The 15,428-nt window shown below is 63.2% G+C and carries 14 protein-coding genes and 5 pseudogenes; 6 read left to right on the forward strand and 13 right to left on the reverse strand.

The features are described from left to right. Positions 1 to 93 precede the first annotated feature (93 nt). Together xseA and NG701_RS11285 are read left to right on the forward strand one after the other, a co-directional pair. A complete protein-coding gene (gene xseA, locus NG701_RS11280; protein ID WP_252567466.1) occupies positions 94 to 1,419 on the forward strand; it encodes an exodeoxyribonuclease VII large subunit in 1,326 nt (441 codons plus the stop codon). Further along, the gene (locus tag NG701_RS11285) at positions 1,400 to 1,618 is read left to right on the forward strand and encodes an exodeoxyribonuclease VII small subunit (protein WP_252567468.1); all 219 of its coding nucleotides are present in this window, start codon (positions 1,400 to 1,402) and stop codon (positions 1,616 to 1,618) included. Before xseA ends, NG701_RS11285 begins: the two co-directional genes overlap by 20 nt. Before the next feature lie 67 nt (positions 1,619 to 1,685). Here NG701_RS11285 and NG701_RS11290 read toward each other — a convergent pair whose 3' ends face one another. The 9 genes and pseudogenes from NG701_RS11290 to NG701_RS11325 all read right to left on the reverse strand — a co-directional run bounded on the left by NG701_RS11290 (position 1,686) and on the right by NG701_RS11325 (position 11,151). Continuing rightward, positions 1,686 to 2,540, reverse strand: coding sequence for a polyphosphate kinase 2 family protein (locus NG701_RS11290; RefSeq protein ID WP_252567470.1), 855 nt, complete (start codon positions 2,538 to 2,540; stop codon positions 1,686 to 1,688). A gap of 49 nt (positions 2,541 to 2,589) precedes the next feature. Next, positions 2,590 to 3,810 carry a pyridoxal phosphate-dependent aminotransferase gene (locus tag NG701_RS11295; RefSeq protein WP_058931824.1) on the reverse strand — a complete coding sequence of 407 codons (1,221 nt, stop codon included), beginning with the start codon at positions 3,808 to 3,810 and terminating at the stop codon, positions 2,590 to 2,592. A 134-nt stretch (positions 3,811 to 3,944) separates the two neighbouring features. Continuing rightward, positions 3,945 to 4,898, reverse strand: coding sequence for an ABC transporter substrate-binding protein (locus NG701_RS11300; RefSeq protein ID WP_252567472.1), 954 nt, complete (start codon positions 4,896 to 4,898; stop codon positions 3,945 to 3,947). After that, positions 4,895 to 5,641 carry an ABC transporter permease gene (locus NG701_RS11305; RefSeq protein WP_252567474.1) on the reverse strand — a complete coding sequence of 249 codons (747 nt, stop codon included), beginning with the start codon at positions 5,639 to 5,641 and terminating at the stop codon, positions 4,895 to 4,897. Before NG701_RS11305 ends, NG701_RS11300 begins: the two co-directional genes overlap by 4 nt. Further along, positions 5,638 to 6,348 (reverse strand): ABC transporter permease, encoded by a 711-nt coding sequence (locus NG701_RS11310; protein ID WP_252567476.1) that lies wholly within the window; start codon positions 6,346 to 6,348, stop codon positions 5,638 to 5,640. Before NG701_RS11310 ends, NG701_RS11305 begins: the two co-directional genes overlap by 4 nt. Further along, positions 6,348 to 7,448 (reverse strand): ABC transporter ATP-binding protein, encoded by a 1,101-nt coding sequence (locus NG701_RS11315; protein WP_305884421.1) that lies wholly within the window; start codon positions 7,446 to 7,448, stop codon positions 6,348 to 6,350. The genes NG701_RS11310 and NG701_RS11315 overlap by 1 nt, the downstream gene beginning before the upstream one ends. A gap of 432 nt (positions 7,449 to 7,880) precedes the next feature. After that, a pseudogene (locus NG701_RS11320) lies at positions 7,881 to 8,806 on the reverse strand (Tn3 family transposase); the annotation flags it as partial. Positions 8,807 to 8,950: 144 nt separating this feature from the next. Further along, positions 8,951 to 9,118, reverse strand: coding sequence for a helix-turn-helix domain-containing protein (locus tag NG701_RS21380; RefSeq protein ID WP_374208682.1), 168 nt, complete (start codon positions 9,116 to 9,118; stop codon positions 8,951 to 8,953). Positions 9,119 to 9,219: 101 nt separating this feature from the next. Beyond that, positions 9,220 to 11,151 carry an AMP-binding protein gene (locus tag NG701_RS11325; protein ID WP_252567479.1) on the reverse strand — a complete coding sequence of 644 codons (1,932 nt, stop codon included), beginning with the start codon at positions 11,149 to 11,151 and terminating at the stop codon, positions 9,220 to 9,222. 174 nt (positions 11,152 to 11,325) lie between these two features. Between NG701_RS11325 and NG701_RS11330 the strand changes: the two are divergent. From NG701_RS11330 to NG701_RS11340, 3 pseudogenes are all read left to right on the forward strand, one after another. After that, positions 11,326 to 11,986, forward strand: a pseudogene (locus tag NG701_RS11330) (GntR family transcriptional regulator). Further along, positions 11,979 to 12,197, forward strand: a pseudogene (locus NG701_RS11335) (MmgE/PrpD family protein); the annotation flags it as partial. The pseudogenes NG701_RS11330 and NG701_RS11335, both read left to right, overlap by 8 nt. A 208-nt stretch (positions 12,198 to 12,405) precedes the next feature. After that, a pseudogene (locus NG701_RS11340) lies at positions 12,406 to 12,656 on the forward strand (ATP-binding protein); the annotation flags it as partial. 70 nt (positions 12,657 to 12,726) lie between these two features. Here the strand turns inward: NG701_RS11340 and NG701_RS11345 are convergent. The 4 genes and pseudogenes from NG701_RS11345 to NG701_RS11360 all read right to left on the reverse strand — a co-directional run bounded on the left by NG701_RS11345 (position 12,727) and on the right by NG701_RS11360 (position 14,464). Beyond that, positions 12,727 to 13,206, reverse strand: a complete 480-nt coding sequence (locus NG701_RS11345; protein ID WP_252567483.1) for a mycothiol transferase — start codon at positions 13,204 to 13,206, stop codon at positions 12,727 to 12,729. After that, a complete protein-coding gene (locus NG701_RS11350) occupies positions 13,203 to 13,604 on the reverse strand; it encodes a VOC family protein (RefSeq protein ID WP_252567663.1) in 402 nt (133 codons plus the stop codon). Before NG701_RS11350 ends, NG701_RS11345 begins: the two co-directional genes overlap by 4 nt. Positions 13,605 to 13,652: 48 nt before the next feature. Beyond that, positions 13,653 to 14,117: pseudogene (locus NG701_RS11355) on the reverse strand (SRPBCC family protein); the annotation flags it as partial. Then, a complete protein-coding gene (locus NG701_RS11360) occupies positions 14,114 to 14,464 on the reverse strand; it encodes an ArsR/SmtB family transcription factor (RefSeq protein WP_252567485.1) in 351 nt (116 codons plus the stop codon). The pseudogene NG701_RS11355 and the gene NG701_RS11360, both read right to left, overlap by 4 nt. Positions 14,465 to 14,859: 395 nt before the next feature. Here NG701_RS11360 and NG701_RS11365 point away from each other — a divergent pair, with 395 nt between their 5' ends. Next, complete coding sequence (locus NG701_RS11365) at positions 14,860 to 15,330, forward strand: glycerol-3-phosphate dehydrogenase C-terminal domain-containing protein (RefSeq protein WP_252567486.1); 471 nt, start codon at positions 14,860 to 14,862, stop codon at positions 15,328 to 15,330. The last annotated feature ends 98 nt before the right edge of the window (positions 15,331 to 15,428 follow it).

Genomic DNA, 15,428 nt, shown 5'->3' on the forward strand with positions numbered 1-15,428 from the left:
CCTTTGACTGACGGCCGCCATTCAAGCACGAACCGCTACCTCCCGAACAAAGGACCACCATGCCGCCACCCACAGCTTCCCGGGGCAGCGGACATGTCTGAACCGGCAGCTCTGCCAGGAACTGCTGCCACCACGTTGCCTGCCACGGCCGCTGAGACCAGCCCGGACAATCCATGGCCGCTGCAGTTGTTGTCCCAGAAACTCAAAGCCCACATCGATCGCACCCCGTCCGCATGGGTCGAAGGCCAGGTCATCGAAATGAACCGCCGCGGCGGTAACGCGTATCTCACCCTCCGGGACGTGGACGCGGAAGTTTCCCTGCCGGCGTCGGTTTGGACCAAGGTTCTAGACCGACAGAACATGCCCCTGCAGCGTGGCTCCCGCGTGGTGGCCTTGCTCAAGCCGGAGTTCTGGCTGAAGACCGGGCGGCTCAACATGCAGGTTCGGGACATCAGGCCTGTAGGGCTTGGCGATCTGCTGGCGCGGATCGAACGGTTGCGCCAGGCCCTCTCCGCCGAGGGGCTGTTTGCCGATTCACGGAAGAAACCACTGCCGCTGCTCCCGCACCGTATCGGCCTGATTACCGGACGGAACTCCGACGCCAAAAAAGACGTCGTCCAAAACGCCGCACTGCGCTGGCCCGCAGTTGAATTCGAGATCCGGGAAGTGGCGGTCCAGGGCAACACCGCGGTCTCGCAAATTATCCGCGCCCTGCAGGAACTGGACAGCCGCCCCGACGTGGACGTCATTGTCATCGCCCGGGGCGGCGGAGCCTTGGAGGACCTGCTGCCTTTCAACAGCGAGGAACTGATCCGGGCTGTCGCGGCCACGGCCACACCTGTGGTCAGCGCCATCGGACATGAGGCGGACCGTCCCCTTCTCGACGACGTGGCGGACCTGCGCGCGTCCACGCCCACTGATGCGGCCAAGCGGATCGTGCCTGACGTTGCCGAGGAACTGGCGGGCGTGCGGCAGGCACGGGAGCACCTGCGCAGGAGCATCGGCAGGCTCGTGGACAGGGAATCGGACCGGTTGTCCGCACTCCATTCCCGGCCTGTTCTGGCCACCCCGGAAGCCATGGTCACCGGACGCGCGGAGGAAATCGAACGCCTCCTGCGGAGATCATCGGCCGCTGTCAGTTCAACCGTAGTACGGGCGGCTGACCAGCTGGTTCACCTGCAGGCCCAGGTCCGTGCCCTGTCACCACAAAAGACGCTGGACCGCGGCTATGCCGTGGTCGAACTGGCCAACGGCCGGCCGGCCCGTACCACTGAAGCTGCTGGCCACGCTGTGGTCCGAGACCCGTCGGAGGCGCCGTCGGGAACTGCGTTGTCCATACGCGTGGCCCATGGCCTGTTCGGCGCCACTTCCACTGGGGAACTTCAACAAGGAGAAGCACATGCCCGAAACAAAGCCTGACCCGGAAATCCAAGCACTGAGCTATGAGGAAGCCCGCGAACAGCTGGTGCAGGTGGTGGCGAAGCTTGAGGCGGGCGGCGCCAGCCTCGAGGAATCCCTGGCACTCTGGGAACGCGGCGAAGCCCTGGCAAAGCGCTGCGAAGAGTGGCTGGAGGGCGCCCGCAAGCGGCTCGCTGCCGCCCGCGACCAGCCACTCTGACCGACCCTCTGACCAGCCCTCTGACCAGCCCGCGCGGGCCTACCCCTCGGAACAACCCGCCCCCAGGTCAGGACCGTTCAACCAGTTCCCGTTCGATGGGGACATCGAACTCAGCTTCCGGCCATTCCAGCTTCATGTCAGACAGCGCGCCCAGCACCAACTGCTGCACCGCGATCCTGGCGTACCATTTTTTGTTGGCCGGAACCACATGCCAGGGTGCCGCTTCCGTGTTGGTCTCTTCGAAGGCAGCCTGGTAGGCGCCCATGTAGTCGCCCCAGAACGCCCGTTCCTTGAGGTCACCGCTGCTGTATTTCCAGTGCTTGGCGGGGTTGTCCAGCCGGGCAAGGAGCCGGGTCTTCTGTTCATCCTTGCTGATATTGAGCATCACCTTAATGATTTTTGTTCCGGCCTCGGTCTGGCGTGCCTCGAACTCATTGATGGCCCGGTAGCGGCGCCTAAGTTCGTCAGGCGTCGCCCAATTATGGACCCGGTGGATCAGGACATCCTCATAGTGGGAGCGGTCGAAGATGCCCACCATGCCCGCTCCGGGCACCTCCTTCTCGATCCGCCAGAGGAAGTCATAGGACTTTTCCTCCTCGGTGGGTGCCTTGAAAGCCTTGAACTGGACGCCCTGCGGATCCATGGTGGCCATGACATGCTTGACGATTCCGCCCTTGCCCGCGGTGTCCATGGCCTGCAGGATCAGCAGAAGCCGTTTTCTCCCGCCGAAGCGCGACTCCGCGAACAGCTTTTCCTGAAGTTCCGCCAACGCGCCGTCCAGTTCAGCCAGAATTGTCTGGCCATCGGCCTTGTTGCCCTTGTAACCGGGCGTCGCGTCAGGGTCGGCGTCGGCCAGGGAGAAACCTTTCCCCACCTTCAGCGTTTGGGACGGGTGCTGCTTGAACTCAACCAAGTCGGCCATCGGGGTCCTTTCCCAAGGTTCCACGCGCCGGAAGGCGCGTCACCACAGGCTAGTTCCCTTGGTACCGGCTAAGGAAGTCCCCCATGCGTCCGATCGCTTCTTCAATGTCCTTGACGTTCGGCAACGTGACCATGCGGAAGTGGTCGGGCCGGACCCAGTTGAACGCCCGCCCGTGTGACACCAGGATCTTCTGCTCCTTCAGCAGGTCCAGGACAAATTTCTCGTCATCACGGATGTGGAAGACCTCCGGATCCAGGCGCGGGAACAGGTACAGCGCGCCACGGGCCTGCTGCGTGCTCACACCGGGGATGGCGTTGAGCATGTCGTATGCCTTGTTCCGCTGTTCCAGCAGCCGCCCGCCGGGGAGGATGAGGTCATTGATGCTCTGGTAGCCGCCGAGCGCGGTCTGGATGGCGTGCTGGGCGGGTACGTTGGCACAGAGGCGCATGTTGGCCAGGAGGCTGATGCCCTCCAGATAATCGGAGGCATCCTTCTTCGGGCCCGAGATGGCCATCCAGCCGGCACGGTAGCCGCAGACGCGGTAGGCCTTGGACAGCCCACTGAAAGTGAGGCAAAGGACGTCGTCGCCCGTCAGCGCGGCCATGTTGATGTGCACGGCGTCCTCGTACAGGATCTTTTCGTAGATTTCATCGGCGAAAAGGATCAGGCCGTGCTTCTCGGCCAGCGCCACGATCTTCTTCAGGGTCTCTTCCGGATAGACCGCGCCCGTGGGGTTGTTGGGGTTGATCACCACGATGCCCTTGGTGCGGGGCGTGATCTTGGCTTCAAGATCCTCAAGGTCCGGCTGCCAGCCTGATTCCTCATCGCAGAGGTAGTGCACGGGCTTCCCGCTCGCCAGGGCAACGGAAGCGGTCCACAGCGGGTAGTCCGGTGTGGGGATCAGCACCTCGTCGCCGTCGTTGAGCAGCGCCATGAGCGACATGGTAATCAGTTCGCTGACGCCGTTGCCCAGGTAGATGTCGTCCACATGGATGTTCTGGATGCCGCGGGTCTGGTAGTACTGGGAGACCGCGGTCCGGGCCGAGAAGATGCCCCGGGAGTCGCTGTAACCCTGGGCATGGGGCAGATGGCGGATCATGTCCACCAGGATCGCGTCCGGGGCTTCAAATCCAAACGGCGCAGGGTTTCCGATGTTCAGTTTGAGGATCCGGTGACCCTCCGCCTCCATCTGCTGGGCGGCCTGAAGGATCGGTCCACGGATGTCGTATAGGACGTTGTGAAGCTTGGTGGACTGCTTGAATTCTGCCATTCATCAAATATGCCATAGGACGGATGTACTTCCGTTGAGACCTCAGACACAGACGTGTGGAGAGCGGACGACGGCGGCTGCCGGCCCGTGTGGGTCCGGCAGCCGCCGTCGTGATTGCGTTGTGGAGTCAGGTGTTACTTGACGATGCCCTTGTCCTTGAGCCACGTGGCGGCGGCGTCTTTGGCATTTTGCTTCTGGCTGCCGCTGACTGCGCGGTTGAGGTTGACCAGGTCGTCGGTGGTGAGGATCTTCGACACGGCATTGAGCGCGTCCTTGGCCTTGTCGGTCATTTTTGCCTTGTTGTACAGAGGCAGGACCTGCTGGGCCTTGAAGTTGTTCTTGGGATCCTCCAGGACCACCAGGTCGTTGTCCGCGATGGACGGTGTGGTGGTGTAGATGTCAGCCACCTGGACGTCGTCGGTCAGCAGTGCCTGCAGGGTCAGGTTGCCGCCGCCGTCGCTGAAGGGCTTCAGTGACTTGAGTTCGCAGCCGTAGTTCTTTTTGAGTCCCGGGAAGCCATAGGCGCGGGTCTCGAACGTGGCCGGCGCCGCCATGGTCAGGTCCTTGCAGACCTTGGCGAGGTCCTCAATGGACGTCAGCTGGTACTTCTCCGCGGTGGCCTTGGTGACCACCATGGCGTCCTTGGACTCGGCCTTGGATGCCTCCAGGACTGCCAAACCCTCGGGGAGCTTGCCCGGCAGCGCCTTGTAGATGTCGTCGGCCGAGACCTCGGCAGCTTCAGGATCCACATGCGAGAGCAGGTTGCCGGAGTAATCCGGGACAAGGTCAACCGAGCCGTCCTGGACCGCTTTGAAGTAGATTTCGCGGGCACCGATGTTGGGCTTGGTGGTTGCCGTGACCCCTGCAGCAGTCAGCGCGCCGGCGTAGATCTCAGCGACGATCTGGCTCTCCGGGAAGTCAGCCGAGCCGACCACCAACGAGCCGCCGCCGGCGCCTCCGGCGCTGGTGCTGGGGGTGGCCAACGGGTCACTCCCGCCGCAGGCCGTCAGCGCGACGGCCAGGCCGACGCCGGCAGCCATGCCAGCCAGTCCCCCTCGGGTAAGGATTATCCTGGTGTTGTCTTTCATGGGGTACCTCCTTGAAGAGCAGCTGGCGCAGGCGCGGCAGCTGGGAGATCAGCGGAGGCCTTTTGGCCACCGTGCAGATCGGTCTTGAGGCCGGGCGAAAGAAGGGCTCTTTGCACCGCGGCCAGGATGAGGTCAACAGCGATGGCCAGCCCTGCAATCAGCAGCGACCCGGCAAGCATCCGCGGGAAGTCCTGCAGCGCCAGGCCGTCAAAAAGGTAGCGGCCCAGCCCGCCCAAGGGCAGGTAGGCAACCACCGACACCGTGGCGATGACCTGCAGCACGGCGGTTCGGACACCGCCGAACATGACCTGCAGCCCGTTGGGCAGCTCAACCCGGAACAGGATCTGCAGCTCGGTCATGCCCATGGCCCGGGCAGCATCCACGACGGTCCTGTCCACACTCGAAATACCTGCGTATGTTCCGGCAAGGAGCGGCGGCACGGTCAGGATGACCAGTGCCCACACCGGCGGCATGAGGCTGCTTCCCGCCAGGAGCGCGAAGAGGACCAGCAGGCCCAGCGTGGGCAGAGCCCGCAGCGCACCTGCCACCGCTACAGCCACCACGCGTCCGCGGCCCGTGTGCCCGATGTAGAGCCCTGCCGGGACCGCGATGGCAGCGGCAATCACGAGGACCAGCCCGCTGTACTGAAGATGTTCGAGGAGCCGGACGGGGATGCCGGAACTGCCAGTCCAGTGCAGGGGATCGGCTATCCAGGCGAGGGTGTCAACAAAAATGTTGCTCATGGCGCGGCCCCTGTGTGGATGTTGGCGTCGGCCAGGTAGCTGGCGGCGGAAGGCGCCGCGGGGCCCGAGGCTTTAGCGGCGCGGGTCCAAGGCGTCAGCAGCCTTTCCAGGACGACCAGTACAGCATCCATCAGCAGCGCGAGCACCAGGATGGCGATGATTCCCACCACCACTTCCGTGACGAAGTTCCGTTGCAGTCCATCGGTAAACAGCATGCCCAGGTTCCCCACGCCCAGGAGTGCCGCGACGCTAACCAGCGAGATGTTGCTGACGGAGACCACCCGCAGCCCGGCGAACATCACCGGAAGGGACAGTGGCAGGTCGATCTGGACAAAGCGGGGCCACGGCTTGTACCCCATGGCTATCGCAGCCTGCCGGAGGTCCTCCTCCACGGAGTCAAAAGCATCTAGGGCGGCCCGGACCAGCAGCGCCACAGCGTAGATGGTCAGGGCCACAATGACGTTGAGCGGGTCCAGGATCCGGGTTGCGAGAATCGAGGGCAGGATGATGAACAGCGCCAGCGACGGGACGGTGTACAGCAAGGAACTGGCGGTCACCACCACCGACCGCAGCGCCGGGTGGGTCCGTGCCAACTGCGCCAGCGGAATGGAAATAACCAGCCCCAGGACCATCGGGATCAGGGCCAGGACCAGGTGCTGGCCCGCCAGTCCCATGACCATGCCGCTGTTTGCCAGGAACCACTCCATCAGAGCGCAGCCTGCCTGACCTGGCGGGCTTCCTCAATGACACTTAGGACGTCCTGTGCCCTGACGGTCCCCAGGACTTTACCGTCGCCGTCCACCGCCACACCTTGGCCGGACGGGGACGAAAGGGCCGAGTCCAGTGCCCGCCGCAGAGTCTCGCCGGGGCGGAAGAGTGACCCGCCCGGGATCAGCTCTGAGTCCGTCCCCGGCCTCGCCCAGCCCAGCGGGCGCAGTTCCGGATCCACCACGAGCTGCCAGTCGGTCACCGCAGCGGGATCGCCGGCGAACTGGCCGGCACTCATCACGAGCGTGGGCACCGGGTGGATGGTCACGGCGTCGGACGTGGTGAACCCGAGGTGGCGGAAGCCGCGGTCCCGCCCCACGAAGGACGCCACAAAATCATTGGCCGGTGCCCGGAGGATTTCCTCAGGGGTGGCGTACTGGGCCAGCCGGCCGCCGACGGCGAAAACGGCCACCTTGTCGCCGAGAATGGTGGCCTCGTCGATGTCGTGCGTGACGAAAACGATAGTTTTTGCGAGGTCCTTCTGCAGTCTCAGGAGTTCCTGCTGCAGTTCGTCACGCACCACTGGGTCAACGGCGCTGAACGGTTCGTCCATCAGCAGGACAGGTGGATCGGCTGCGAGCGCCCGGGCTACACCGACGCGCTGCTGCTGGCCGCCGGAGAGCTGGGACGGGTACCGTTTCCCGAGCGCGGAAGCCAGCCCGACGACGTCGAGCAGTTCCGTTGCGCGCTTGCGGGCCTCAGCCTTGGAAACGCCGTTGAGCCGGGGCACGGTGGCGATGTTGTCCAGCACGGAACGGTGCGGCATCAGCCCGGAGGACTGCATAACGTAGCCCATGGAACGTCTCAGCTCCGCGGCAGGAACCGAGGTCACGTCCCGCCCGTCCACGGTGATCACGCCGGACGTCGGTTCCACCATGCGGTTGATCATCCGCAGCGAGGTGGTCTTGCCGCAGCCGGACGGCCCTACAAAAACGGTGATGGAGCCCCTGTCGATGGACATGGTGAGCTGGTCCACAGCGGGCTGCCCGCCCTGATACTGCTTGGTGACGCTCTGGAACTCAATCATGGCTTGGTCCATTCCCGGACTTACCTGTTCTGTTGGACGGCATCGGACAGTGTTGGGTCATAAGCTCACTGATATTTACGGTAACGCAATCCGTTGCCAGCGTAACCGGATCAGCAGGCAATCCGGGCAAGAGAATCCCTACTGTAATCATTCGTAGGACAACCGCCCGCGGATGGGTCCTCGATCACGGCGGGCCGTGCTGCGCTTACGCCTGACTCCGCCCCGGCTGTAAGCGGCACCCCTGGAATTCAAGTTCGCGGCAGTGGTTTTGACCAGTGGCTGCAAGTGTTTTGAACAGCAGTAGCCACCGGTGTGGCTTGGCGTGCTGGGATTCCCTTGTCCATTCCCTCGTGTCGATACGGGGAGAGCCCCTTCCTTCCGCGGTGAAACGGCGATGCCAATCGTCTGTATTGGGTGGCTTGTGAAAAAGTGAAATATCCGACGCTAAGGTTTTGCCGGTCGTCGTAGTGGCCTGTATTTGCCGGGTTTGATGTGGTTGGCGCGGGGCTAGGTGTAGTCGCCGGTGAGGTTGATGTGTTCCCATCCCAGGGGTGAGAGGAACCGCAGGAGGTCCGGGTCGATGTGATCGCCGTTGCTGGTCAGGGTGGTGATGGTGCGGTCGAGGTAGACCGTGTTCCAAAGGACGATGGCTGCGGTCAGAAGGTTCAGCCCGCTGGCGCGGTAGCGCTGCTGCTCGAAGGAACGGTCACGGATTTCGCCGAGCCGGTTGAAGAAAACGGCGCGGGCGAGGGTGTTCCGGGCTTCGCCCTTGTTCAGGCCGGCACTGACTTTGCGGCGCAGGCCGGGGTCTTGGAGCCAGTCCAGCAGGAAGAGGGTCCGTTCCATTCTGCCCAGTTCCCGCAGTGCGTGGGCGAGCCCGTTTTGGCGGGGGTAGGGGCCGAGTCTTGCGCATCATCAGGGACGCGGTCACGGTGCCGGTTTTGATGGACGCGGCGAGCCGGAGGATTTCATCCCAGTGCAAGGCGATTGTTCTTGTGTTGATCGTTCCGCCGATCAGCGGCGCCAGGGTCGGGAGTCCCGGATCGTTGGTAGGTGTGTAGAGGGGTGTGTCGCCGATGTTGCGGATCCGTGGTGCGAACCGGTAGCCGAGCAGGTGCATGAGGGCGAAGAGATGGTCGGTGAATCCGGCCGTGTCGGTGTGGTTCATGGATCGCCAGGTCGGACTCGTGATAGAGCAGCCCGTCCAAAACATAGGTCGCGTCGCGGTCACCAACGTTGACGAGTTTGCTGTGGAAGGGCGAGTACTGGTCCGAGACGTGCGGGTAGATCAGCCGGCCGGGCTCGACACCGTGCTTGGGGTTCACATGCCTGGTAGATTCGGCTTTGCTGCCGGCCCGGAAACGCTGCCCGGAAAAACCAGTGCCAACACTCGCCTGCACTATCCCGCAAACGCGCGGCCCGCTGTGCAGTCGGGTACTGAAAATGACACCTCTTAAATATGCCTTGAATTGCCTTGCAAACGATCGTTACCGTTCGGCGACAGGGGGTACGGCTTAGCGCCAGTTTTCCGCGGGATGGTCCCCGCCCCCCTGTTCGTACCGTGCCCGTCGGGACAAGACCGTGGGATGCGAGGCGCCCGTTGCGGCCACGATGGGCGTGTTTGCGGTCCCGTCGGCCGCCAGCAGCAGGATTCGCGCCCGCTGGACCAGCCTGGCACGCATCGACGTTGACCGGCGACCACCGGGTCAGGATCTCGAAATCACCATCACGCAGAATAAGTGCCGGGGCAGGAGGATGAGCGGAACGTGTGGAACCGCAGCGTTTATGATGCACCGGCCGGCATTGACGGAGCACCATCGCTGTTGCCCGTCGGGCGCAGGACCCCCATAAGCTGGTCGATCACCCCTGCGTCCTCGATGGTGGAGGGGATGACGTACTCTTCGCCGTCGGCGATCTGACGCATTGTCTTGCGCAGGATCTTCCCCGACCTCGTCTTGGGCAGCGCGTCCACAACGGTGACGTTCTTGAAGTCCGCCACGGGACCGATGTCCCGGCGGACCAGGGCGATCAGCTCCTGGGCGAGCACGGTGTCTGCCATCTGGACGCCTGATTTCAACACAACGTAGCCGCTGGCGTGTTGGCCTTTCAGTGGATCCGAGACGCCGATGACGGCGCATTCGGCCACAGCGGGGTGCTGGCCGATCACCTGTTCCATCGATCCGGTGGACAGCCGGTGTCCGGCGACGTTGATGATGTCGTCGGTCCGGCCCATGACGAAAAGATACCCGTCGTCGTCGCGGTAGCCGGAGTCGCCGGTGGCGTAGACGCCGTCGAAGGCCTGGAGATAGGAGGAGACGTAGCGGTCATCGTTCCGCCACAGTGTGGTGAGCGTGCCGGGCGGCAGTGGAAGTCCCAGGACGATGTTGCCTTCTTCTCCGCCTGCAACCTCCTCGCCGGCGCCGTCCACAATCCGGAGATCAAAGCCGGGCATGGGCACCGAGGGGGAACCGGCCTTGATGGGCAAAGGCTCCAGCCCCCGGGGGTTGGCGCAGATTGCCCAGCCCGTTTCCGTCTGCCACCAGTGGTCCACCACGGGGACACCCAGGGTTCCGGCCGCCCAATGGTAGGTGTCGGTGTCGAGCCGCTCCCCCGCGGCGAAGAGGGTCTTCAGGCTGGACGTATCGTAGCCCGCCAGCAGTTTCGCCTCGGGATCTGCCCTCCGGATGGCACGCAGCGCCGTGGGCGCCGTGAACAGGACATTGACCTTGTGGTCCTGGATGACCCGCCAGAACGCACCCGCATCCGGGGTGCCCACGGGCTTGCCCTCGTAGAGAACCGTGGTGGCGCCTGCAATGAGAGGCCCGTAGACGATGTAGGAGTGCCCCACTACCCACCCGACATCCGAGGCGGTCCACATGACGTCCCCCGGGCCGACGTCGTAGATGTTTTCCATGGACCAGGCGAGTGCAACGGCGTGACCGCCGTTGTCCCGGACAACTCCCTTGGGGGCTCCCGTGGTGCCGGAGGTGTAGAGAATGTAGAGGGGATCCGTGGCGCTGACGTCCACCGGCCCGGCGGGAATGGCCGTGGCCATCTCGGTGTCCCAGTCCAGCCAGCCACGGAAGTCGGCGGCGCTGGCCGCAAAACCCTCCCGGTCCTTGACCAGGACAGGGGTGTCCGGAACACCGGCAAGCTCCAGGGCTTCCGCGACCGCAGGCAGGTATTCCACGCGGCGGGACGGCTCGATGCCCCCGGACGCCGTGACCACTGCAACGGGAGCTGCGTCCCTGATGCGGGCGGCCAGCTCCTTGGGCGCAAAGCCGCCGAAGACCACGGAGTGGACTGCCCCCAGCCGTGCTGCCGCCAGCATGGCCACAACCGCCTCCGGGATCATGGGCATGTAGATCACCACGCGGTCCCCTTTGCCCACGCCCTGTTGGCGGAGCACACCTGCGAACCGGGCTACCAGCTCCGTGAGTTCCGCATACGTGTACCGACGCTGGGAGCCCAGCATGGCGGAGTCGTAGATCAGGGCTTCCTGCTCGCCGCGACCCGCCAACACATGGCGGTCCAGGGCGTTGAACGAGGTGTTCAGGACGGCGTCCGGGAACCAGCCGTAGAGCGGCGCCCTGCCGGAGTCCAACGCCTTCTCCGGAGCCGAGGACCAGGTGACCCGGTTCGCCGCCTCCAGCCAGAATTCGGCCGGCTGCTTCAGGCTGCGTCCATAGGCATCCCGGTAAGTGGTGGTAACCATAAGTGCTTCCTTCTCCACGACGTTGTGATGTGGCCCCATGCTAGCTGTTCGCCCTGCCCCAGACAAGGGGGTTGTATACAAAAACAGCCGTATTTGCCAAATTACACCTCAAAAAATGGGTAATTCCCGAATCTGTGTATACACTGATCATGCCAAACCACCGAAGGGGGCAGCATGCGAGCCAGCGAAAAAGCCTACGTCTCCCTTCGCGAAGACATTATTGAATGGCGGCTGCTCCCCGGCACGGTCCTTGCCGAGGTGGAGCAGTCCGAACGGCTGGGCATCTCGCGCACGCCCCTTCGGGAGGCGCTGAGCCGGCTCACGGCGGAAGGGCTGACGACGGCGGCGGGCGGCCGCGGCGTCGTCGTCACCGATATCTCGCTGGAGGACATCGACGAACTCTTCGAGCTCCGCGAAACGCTCGAAGGTCGGGCGGCTGCCCTGGCGGCAGAACGGGGCGATCCCGCCACTTTCCTGCAGCTCCAGGACGAACTGCTGGGAGCGCCTGCCCTGATCAACGGCACGGACCCGGCCCGCCACGACTACTACCATTTGGTGGGACGCCTCGACGCGGCAATCGACGCAGCCATCACCAATTCCTACCTGGCCCAGGCCATGCGCAGCCTCCGCGTGCACCTCGTGCGGGTCCGCAGGCTCGCCGCCGATGACGCCGCCCGCCTGACGGCCGCCGCCGCCGAACACGCGGCCATTGCCGAAGCGATCGCCGCAGGCACCCCGCGCCTGGCGGAAGCCGCCACCACTGTCCACCTGCACCGCAGTCTTTCCCACGTCAAAGCTACCCACCCACAGCACTAAGAAGGAGCACCATGGTTAAGGAACACCACGTCCGCGTCTACAAGAGCGACGAGAACCTCGCCCGTGAAGACCAGCTCGCACACAAGATCGCCACCGTCGCCGCCGACCCCGTCGAGGTCACGCCCGAGGTCACCGAGATGGTCATCAACCGCATCATCGACAATGCCTCCGTGGCTATCGCCTCCCTGAACCGCGGCCCGATCGTGGCTGCCCGCGCCCCTACGTCCACGCCGACATCACCATCAAGGAGAAAGCCCTAGCCCTGACCACGCCTGCATCCGCGCGCCCCGGCCGGTACCACCCACCAGACAAGATCCTTGCGTTCCTCGAGAGCCTGTAACTATGCCGAGCCGCGGCCTCGCTGACTGGGCAGAATGGGCGGTGGCCTCGGCATAGTTGCGGGCTCGGCAAGGTCAATCTATGCGGATGTCGGCATAGATCGACGAACTCGGTTACATGGAACTGGACAAACTCGGCGCTGAACTTCTCTTCCAGGTGCTCACCGAACGCGAAGAAAAAGCATCCGTGGCCATCGCCACCAACGAATCTTTCTCCGGCTGGACCAAAACCTTCACCGACCCACGTCTGTGCGCCGCGATTGTGGACCGGCTGACCTTCAGACCATCATCGAAACCGGCACCGACTCCTACCGGCTCGCGCACACGGTGGCCCAGCAAGCGGCTAGCTAAATCGCTAAGAACGCGACGATACGTCGGTGTCTCCAATCGGACTGCGGCCTGAGCCGTCCGGAAGTCGGGACTATTCCACTACGAGATTCTGATGTCCGTCCATTAGCTCTCGGACGATGTCGAGGTGGCCCGCGTGGACGGAAGTCTCAGCGAGCACGCGAAACAGGACCTCACGCCCATTGGACATCGGCGGTGCGTGGAAGACGCTGGTTGGAGGCCACCAGCGGGGAGGGGCATCTAAATCGATCTTCGCAAGGACCTCATCATTTCCAGTGATTTCACGCTTGTAGATGTTGATGGCCTCGGCTCCGGTCATCGGTTCGGACTTCCAACCGTTGTGAAGTTCGGCGATTGCCCTGTCATCACCACCGAGAACGGCCGATATCCAGAACATCTCGTCGTCGAAGGCCAGGTGGTTGAGCAGCTGCGTCATTGTCCAGCCGGATGGGCCTAAAGGTCGACGCATCGCATCGTTCTCGAGGCCGTCGACTGTTCGAAGAACATGTCTTCGCTCACTCGCCAGCTGGGCAAGCAATTGGTTGTCGCTCATGTCGCGGGCTCATATCCGACAAGCCAGTGAAGTCCATGACGATCTATGACTTGGCCGTCGGAGGCGCCCCATGGCTTTGACGAGAGTGGATCGAGCACCGACCCGTCAATGGAGAGTTTCTCGAACCACTCATGGAGGACTGCCGGTTCGGCGGTTCCCAACAGCGAGAGCATGATGCCTTCGAGCCGGACCGTTGCCTGGCCTTCCGCTGCGTCCGATCCTGCCAGAGCAACGACGCCGTTGAGCACTCCATGAGCTACGGCTTCTGGTGGGCCGTCGCTCCTGCCGAAGGCCTCGTACGTGTGTAGGGACAGCTCACCGCCGAAGATATCCGCATAAAAGTTCAAGGCTTCCCGCGCCGTTCCCGGAAAGAAGACATAGATCTGGGGCCCGGCCATGCGCCCATTGGTCACTGTGGTCATGGCGGTGCTGTCCTTGACCCGGTCAATGGTGGCGCCCCAGCCCTCCCGGGTACCTCCCAGCATGAGCTTCCGCACCTCTTCGATGTCGAGTTGCTCGGAGAACTGAACTGTGAGGACGAGCTCCGTTTCCTTGCCCAAGTCGTTCAGCTGCACCGTGACTACAGGGGCAGTCATTTCGTTCTCGCCGTCGAGTTCGGGCCAGCCTCCGACTGCTCCCCAGCGGAAGACGAGTCGTTCGTCGGGAACGATCTCCAGGTAAATTCCCCCAGTGGGGTAGCTGAGGTCTTCATTGACGATCATTTGTTGCTTCCATGTTCCCCCAACGCGAAGGTCGACCTCGATGGGTGTGGCGGGTGTGGGCATGTCGGGGTTGTAGAACCAGGCAAGGTGTTCAGGGTCAGTCCAAGCTGTGAACACGGCATGCCGCGATGCAGCCAAAGTTCGGGTAAGGGTGAAGCTTCGATCTTGTGTCGGCAAGTCGGTCATCATCTATCCTCCAGTTCAGTGAGAGCATCGGGGCGATCGGGGTTTATGGCGAGCTGTGCGTCAAGGCGATCCAGCCGTGTGCTCAGGAAATCGCGGTATGGGCGCATCCATTCCTCAACCTTTTGTAGCGGCGCAGGTTGAAGCCGGCAGTTCCTCCACTGGGCCGATTTGGACTTAGTGATCAGCCCGGCCTGCTCGAGCACTTTCAGGTGGCGCGATACGGAGGGCACGCTAATCGAGTGCGGAACGGCTAGTTCGGTCACCGTCGCCTCGCCCTGCTGCAGTTGCGCCAGCAGAGCACGGCGGGTGGGATCCGCCAGCGCAAGGAAAATCGTACTCAGTTCATCCATTTGCGCCCCAGCCTAATTACGCATCAGCGCAAATACAAGACTGGGTGGTCGCTGATGCTGTCAATTTCGTTGGATTTGTGATCCCAATGCGAAGGACCGCCAATCTTTTCCCACGGCTAGTGGACCCAAATGGGCCTGCAATCCCAAGGTCAAGTGGACCCAAATCAGATTGACATTCTCACCATGTCTTTCCGGACATCACCCTCCCCCAAGAGCAGATCGTCTACAGCTTCTCAGGCATCCGTCCACTGCCCCGCCAGGACTCCGAGCACACCGGGTCTATTTCCCGCTCCTACCGCATCGAACGCGACACGCGTAAGATCGCCGGAAAGCAAGTGCCAGTCCTGAGCCTGGTAGGTGACAAATGGACGACCTTCCGTGCTCTCTCAGAGCTCATGACTAATGACGTTCTGGCACTTCTCCAACGCCCCCGGACGGCATCTACTGCCCGGCTGCCGATTGGAGGCGGAAAAGATTACCCACGCACGGAAGTTGCACTTCAGTCCTGGATCACCTCACGGGTCTCCGGAAAATTCGATACCTTCCGCGTACGGGATTTGCTGGAGCGCTATGGCACCCGCGCTGACGAAGTCATGGCCTTCCTCGCAGCCGGGGAGGACCACCCGTTGCACTGCACGGCAGAACTAAGCAGCCGAGAGCTGGAGTTCATGGTCCAAAACGAGCAGGTCGGCCACCTGGTGGATGTGCTTATCCGCCGGACATCCCTGGCCTTCCGAGGGCTGGTCACCGTCGAGATGCTCGACGAAATCACCCAACACCTGTCTGTCCTTCTTGGATGGGACGACACCCGGGCGCTATGGGAAATCCAGCACACCCGGAATACCCTGCTGCGTTTCACCCCGTGACCGTAGCTGCGCAGGCCAACAGCAGCACCGGCCCCCGGCCCAAATAGCAGGCTTGGTCACTGCGCTACCGGGCAGCCGACCAACCCTGCTGATCACTA

It is taken from the genome of Pseudarthrobacter cellobiosi (genome assembly GCF_023913815.1).
Lineage (GTDB): Bacteria > Actinomycetota > Actinomycetes > Actinomycetales > Micrococcaceae > Arthrobacter > Arthrobacter cellobiosi.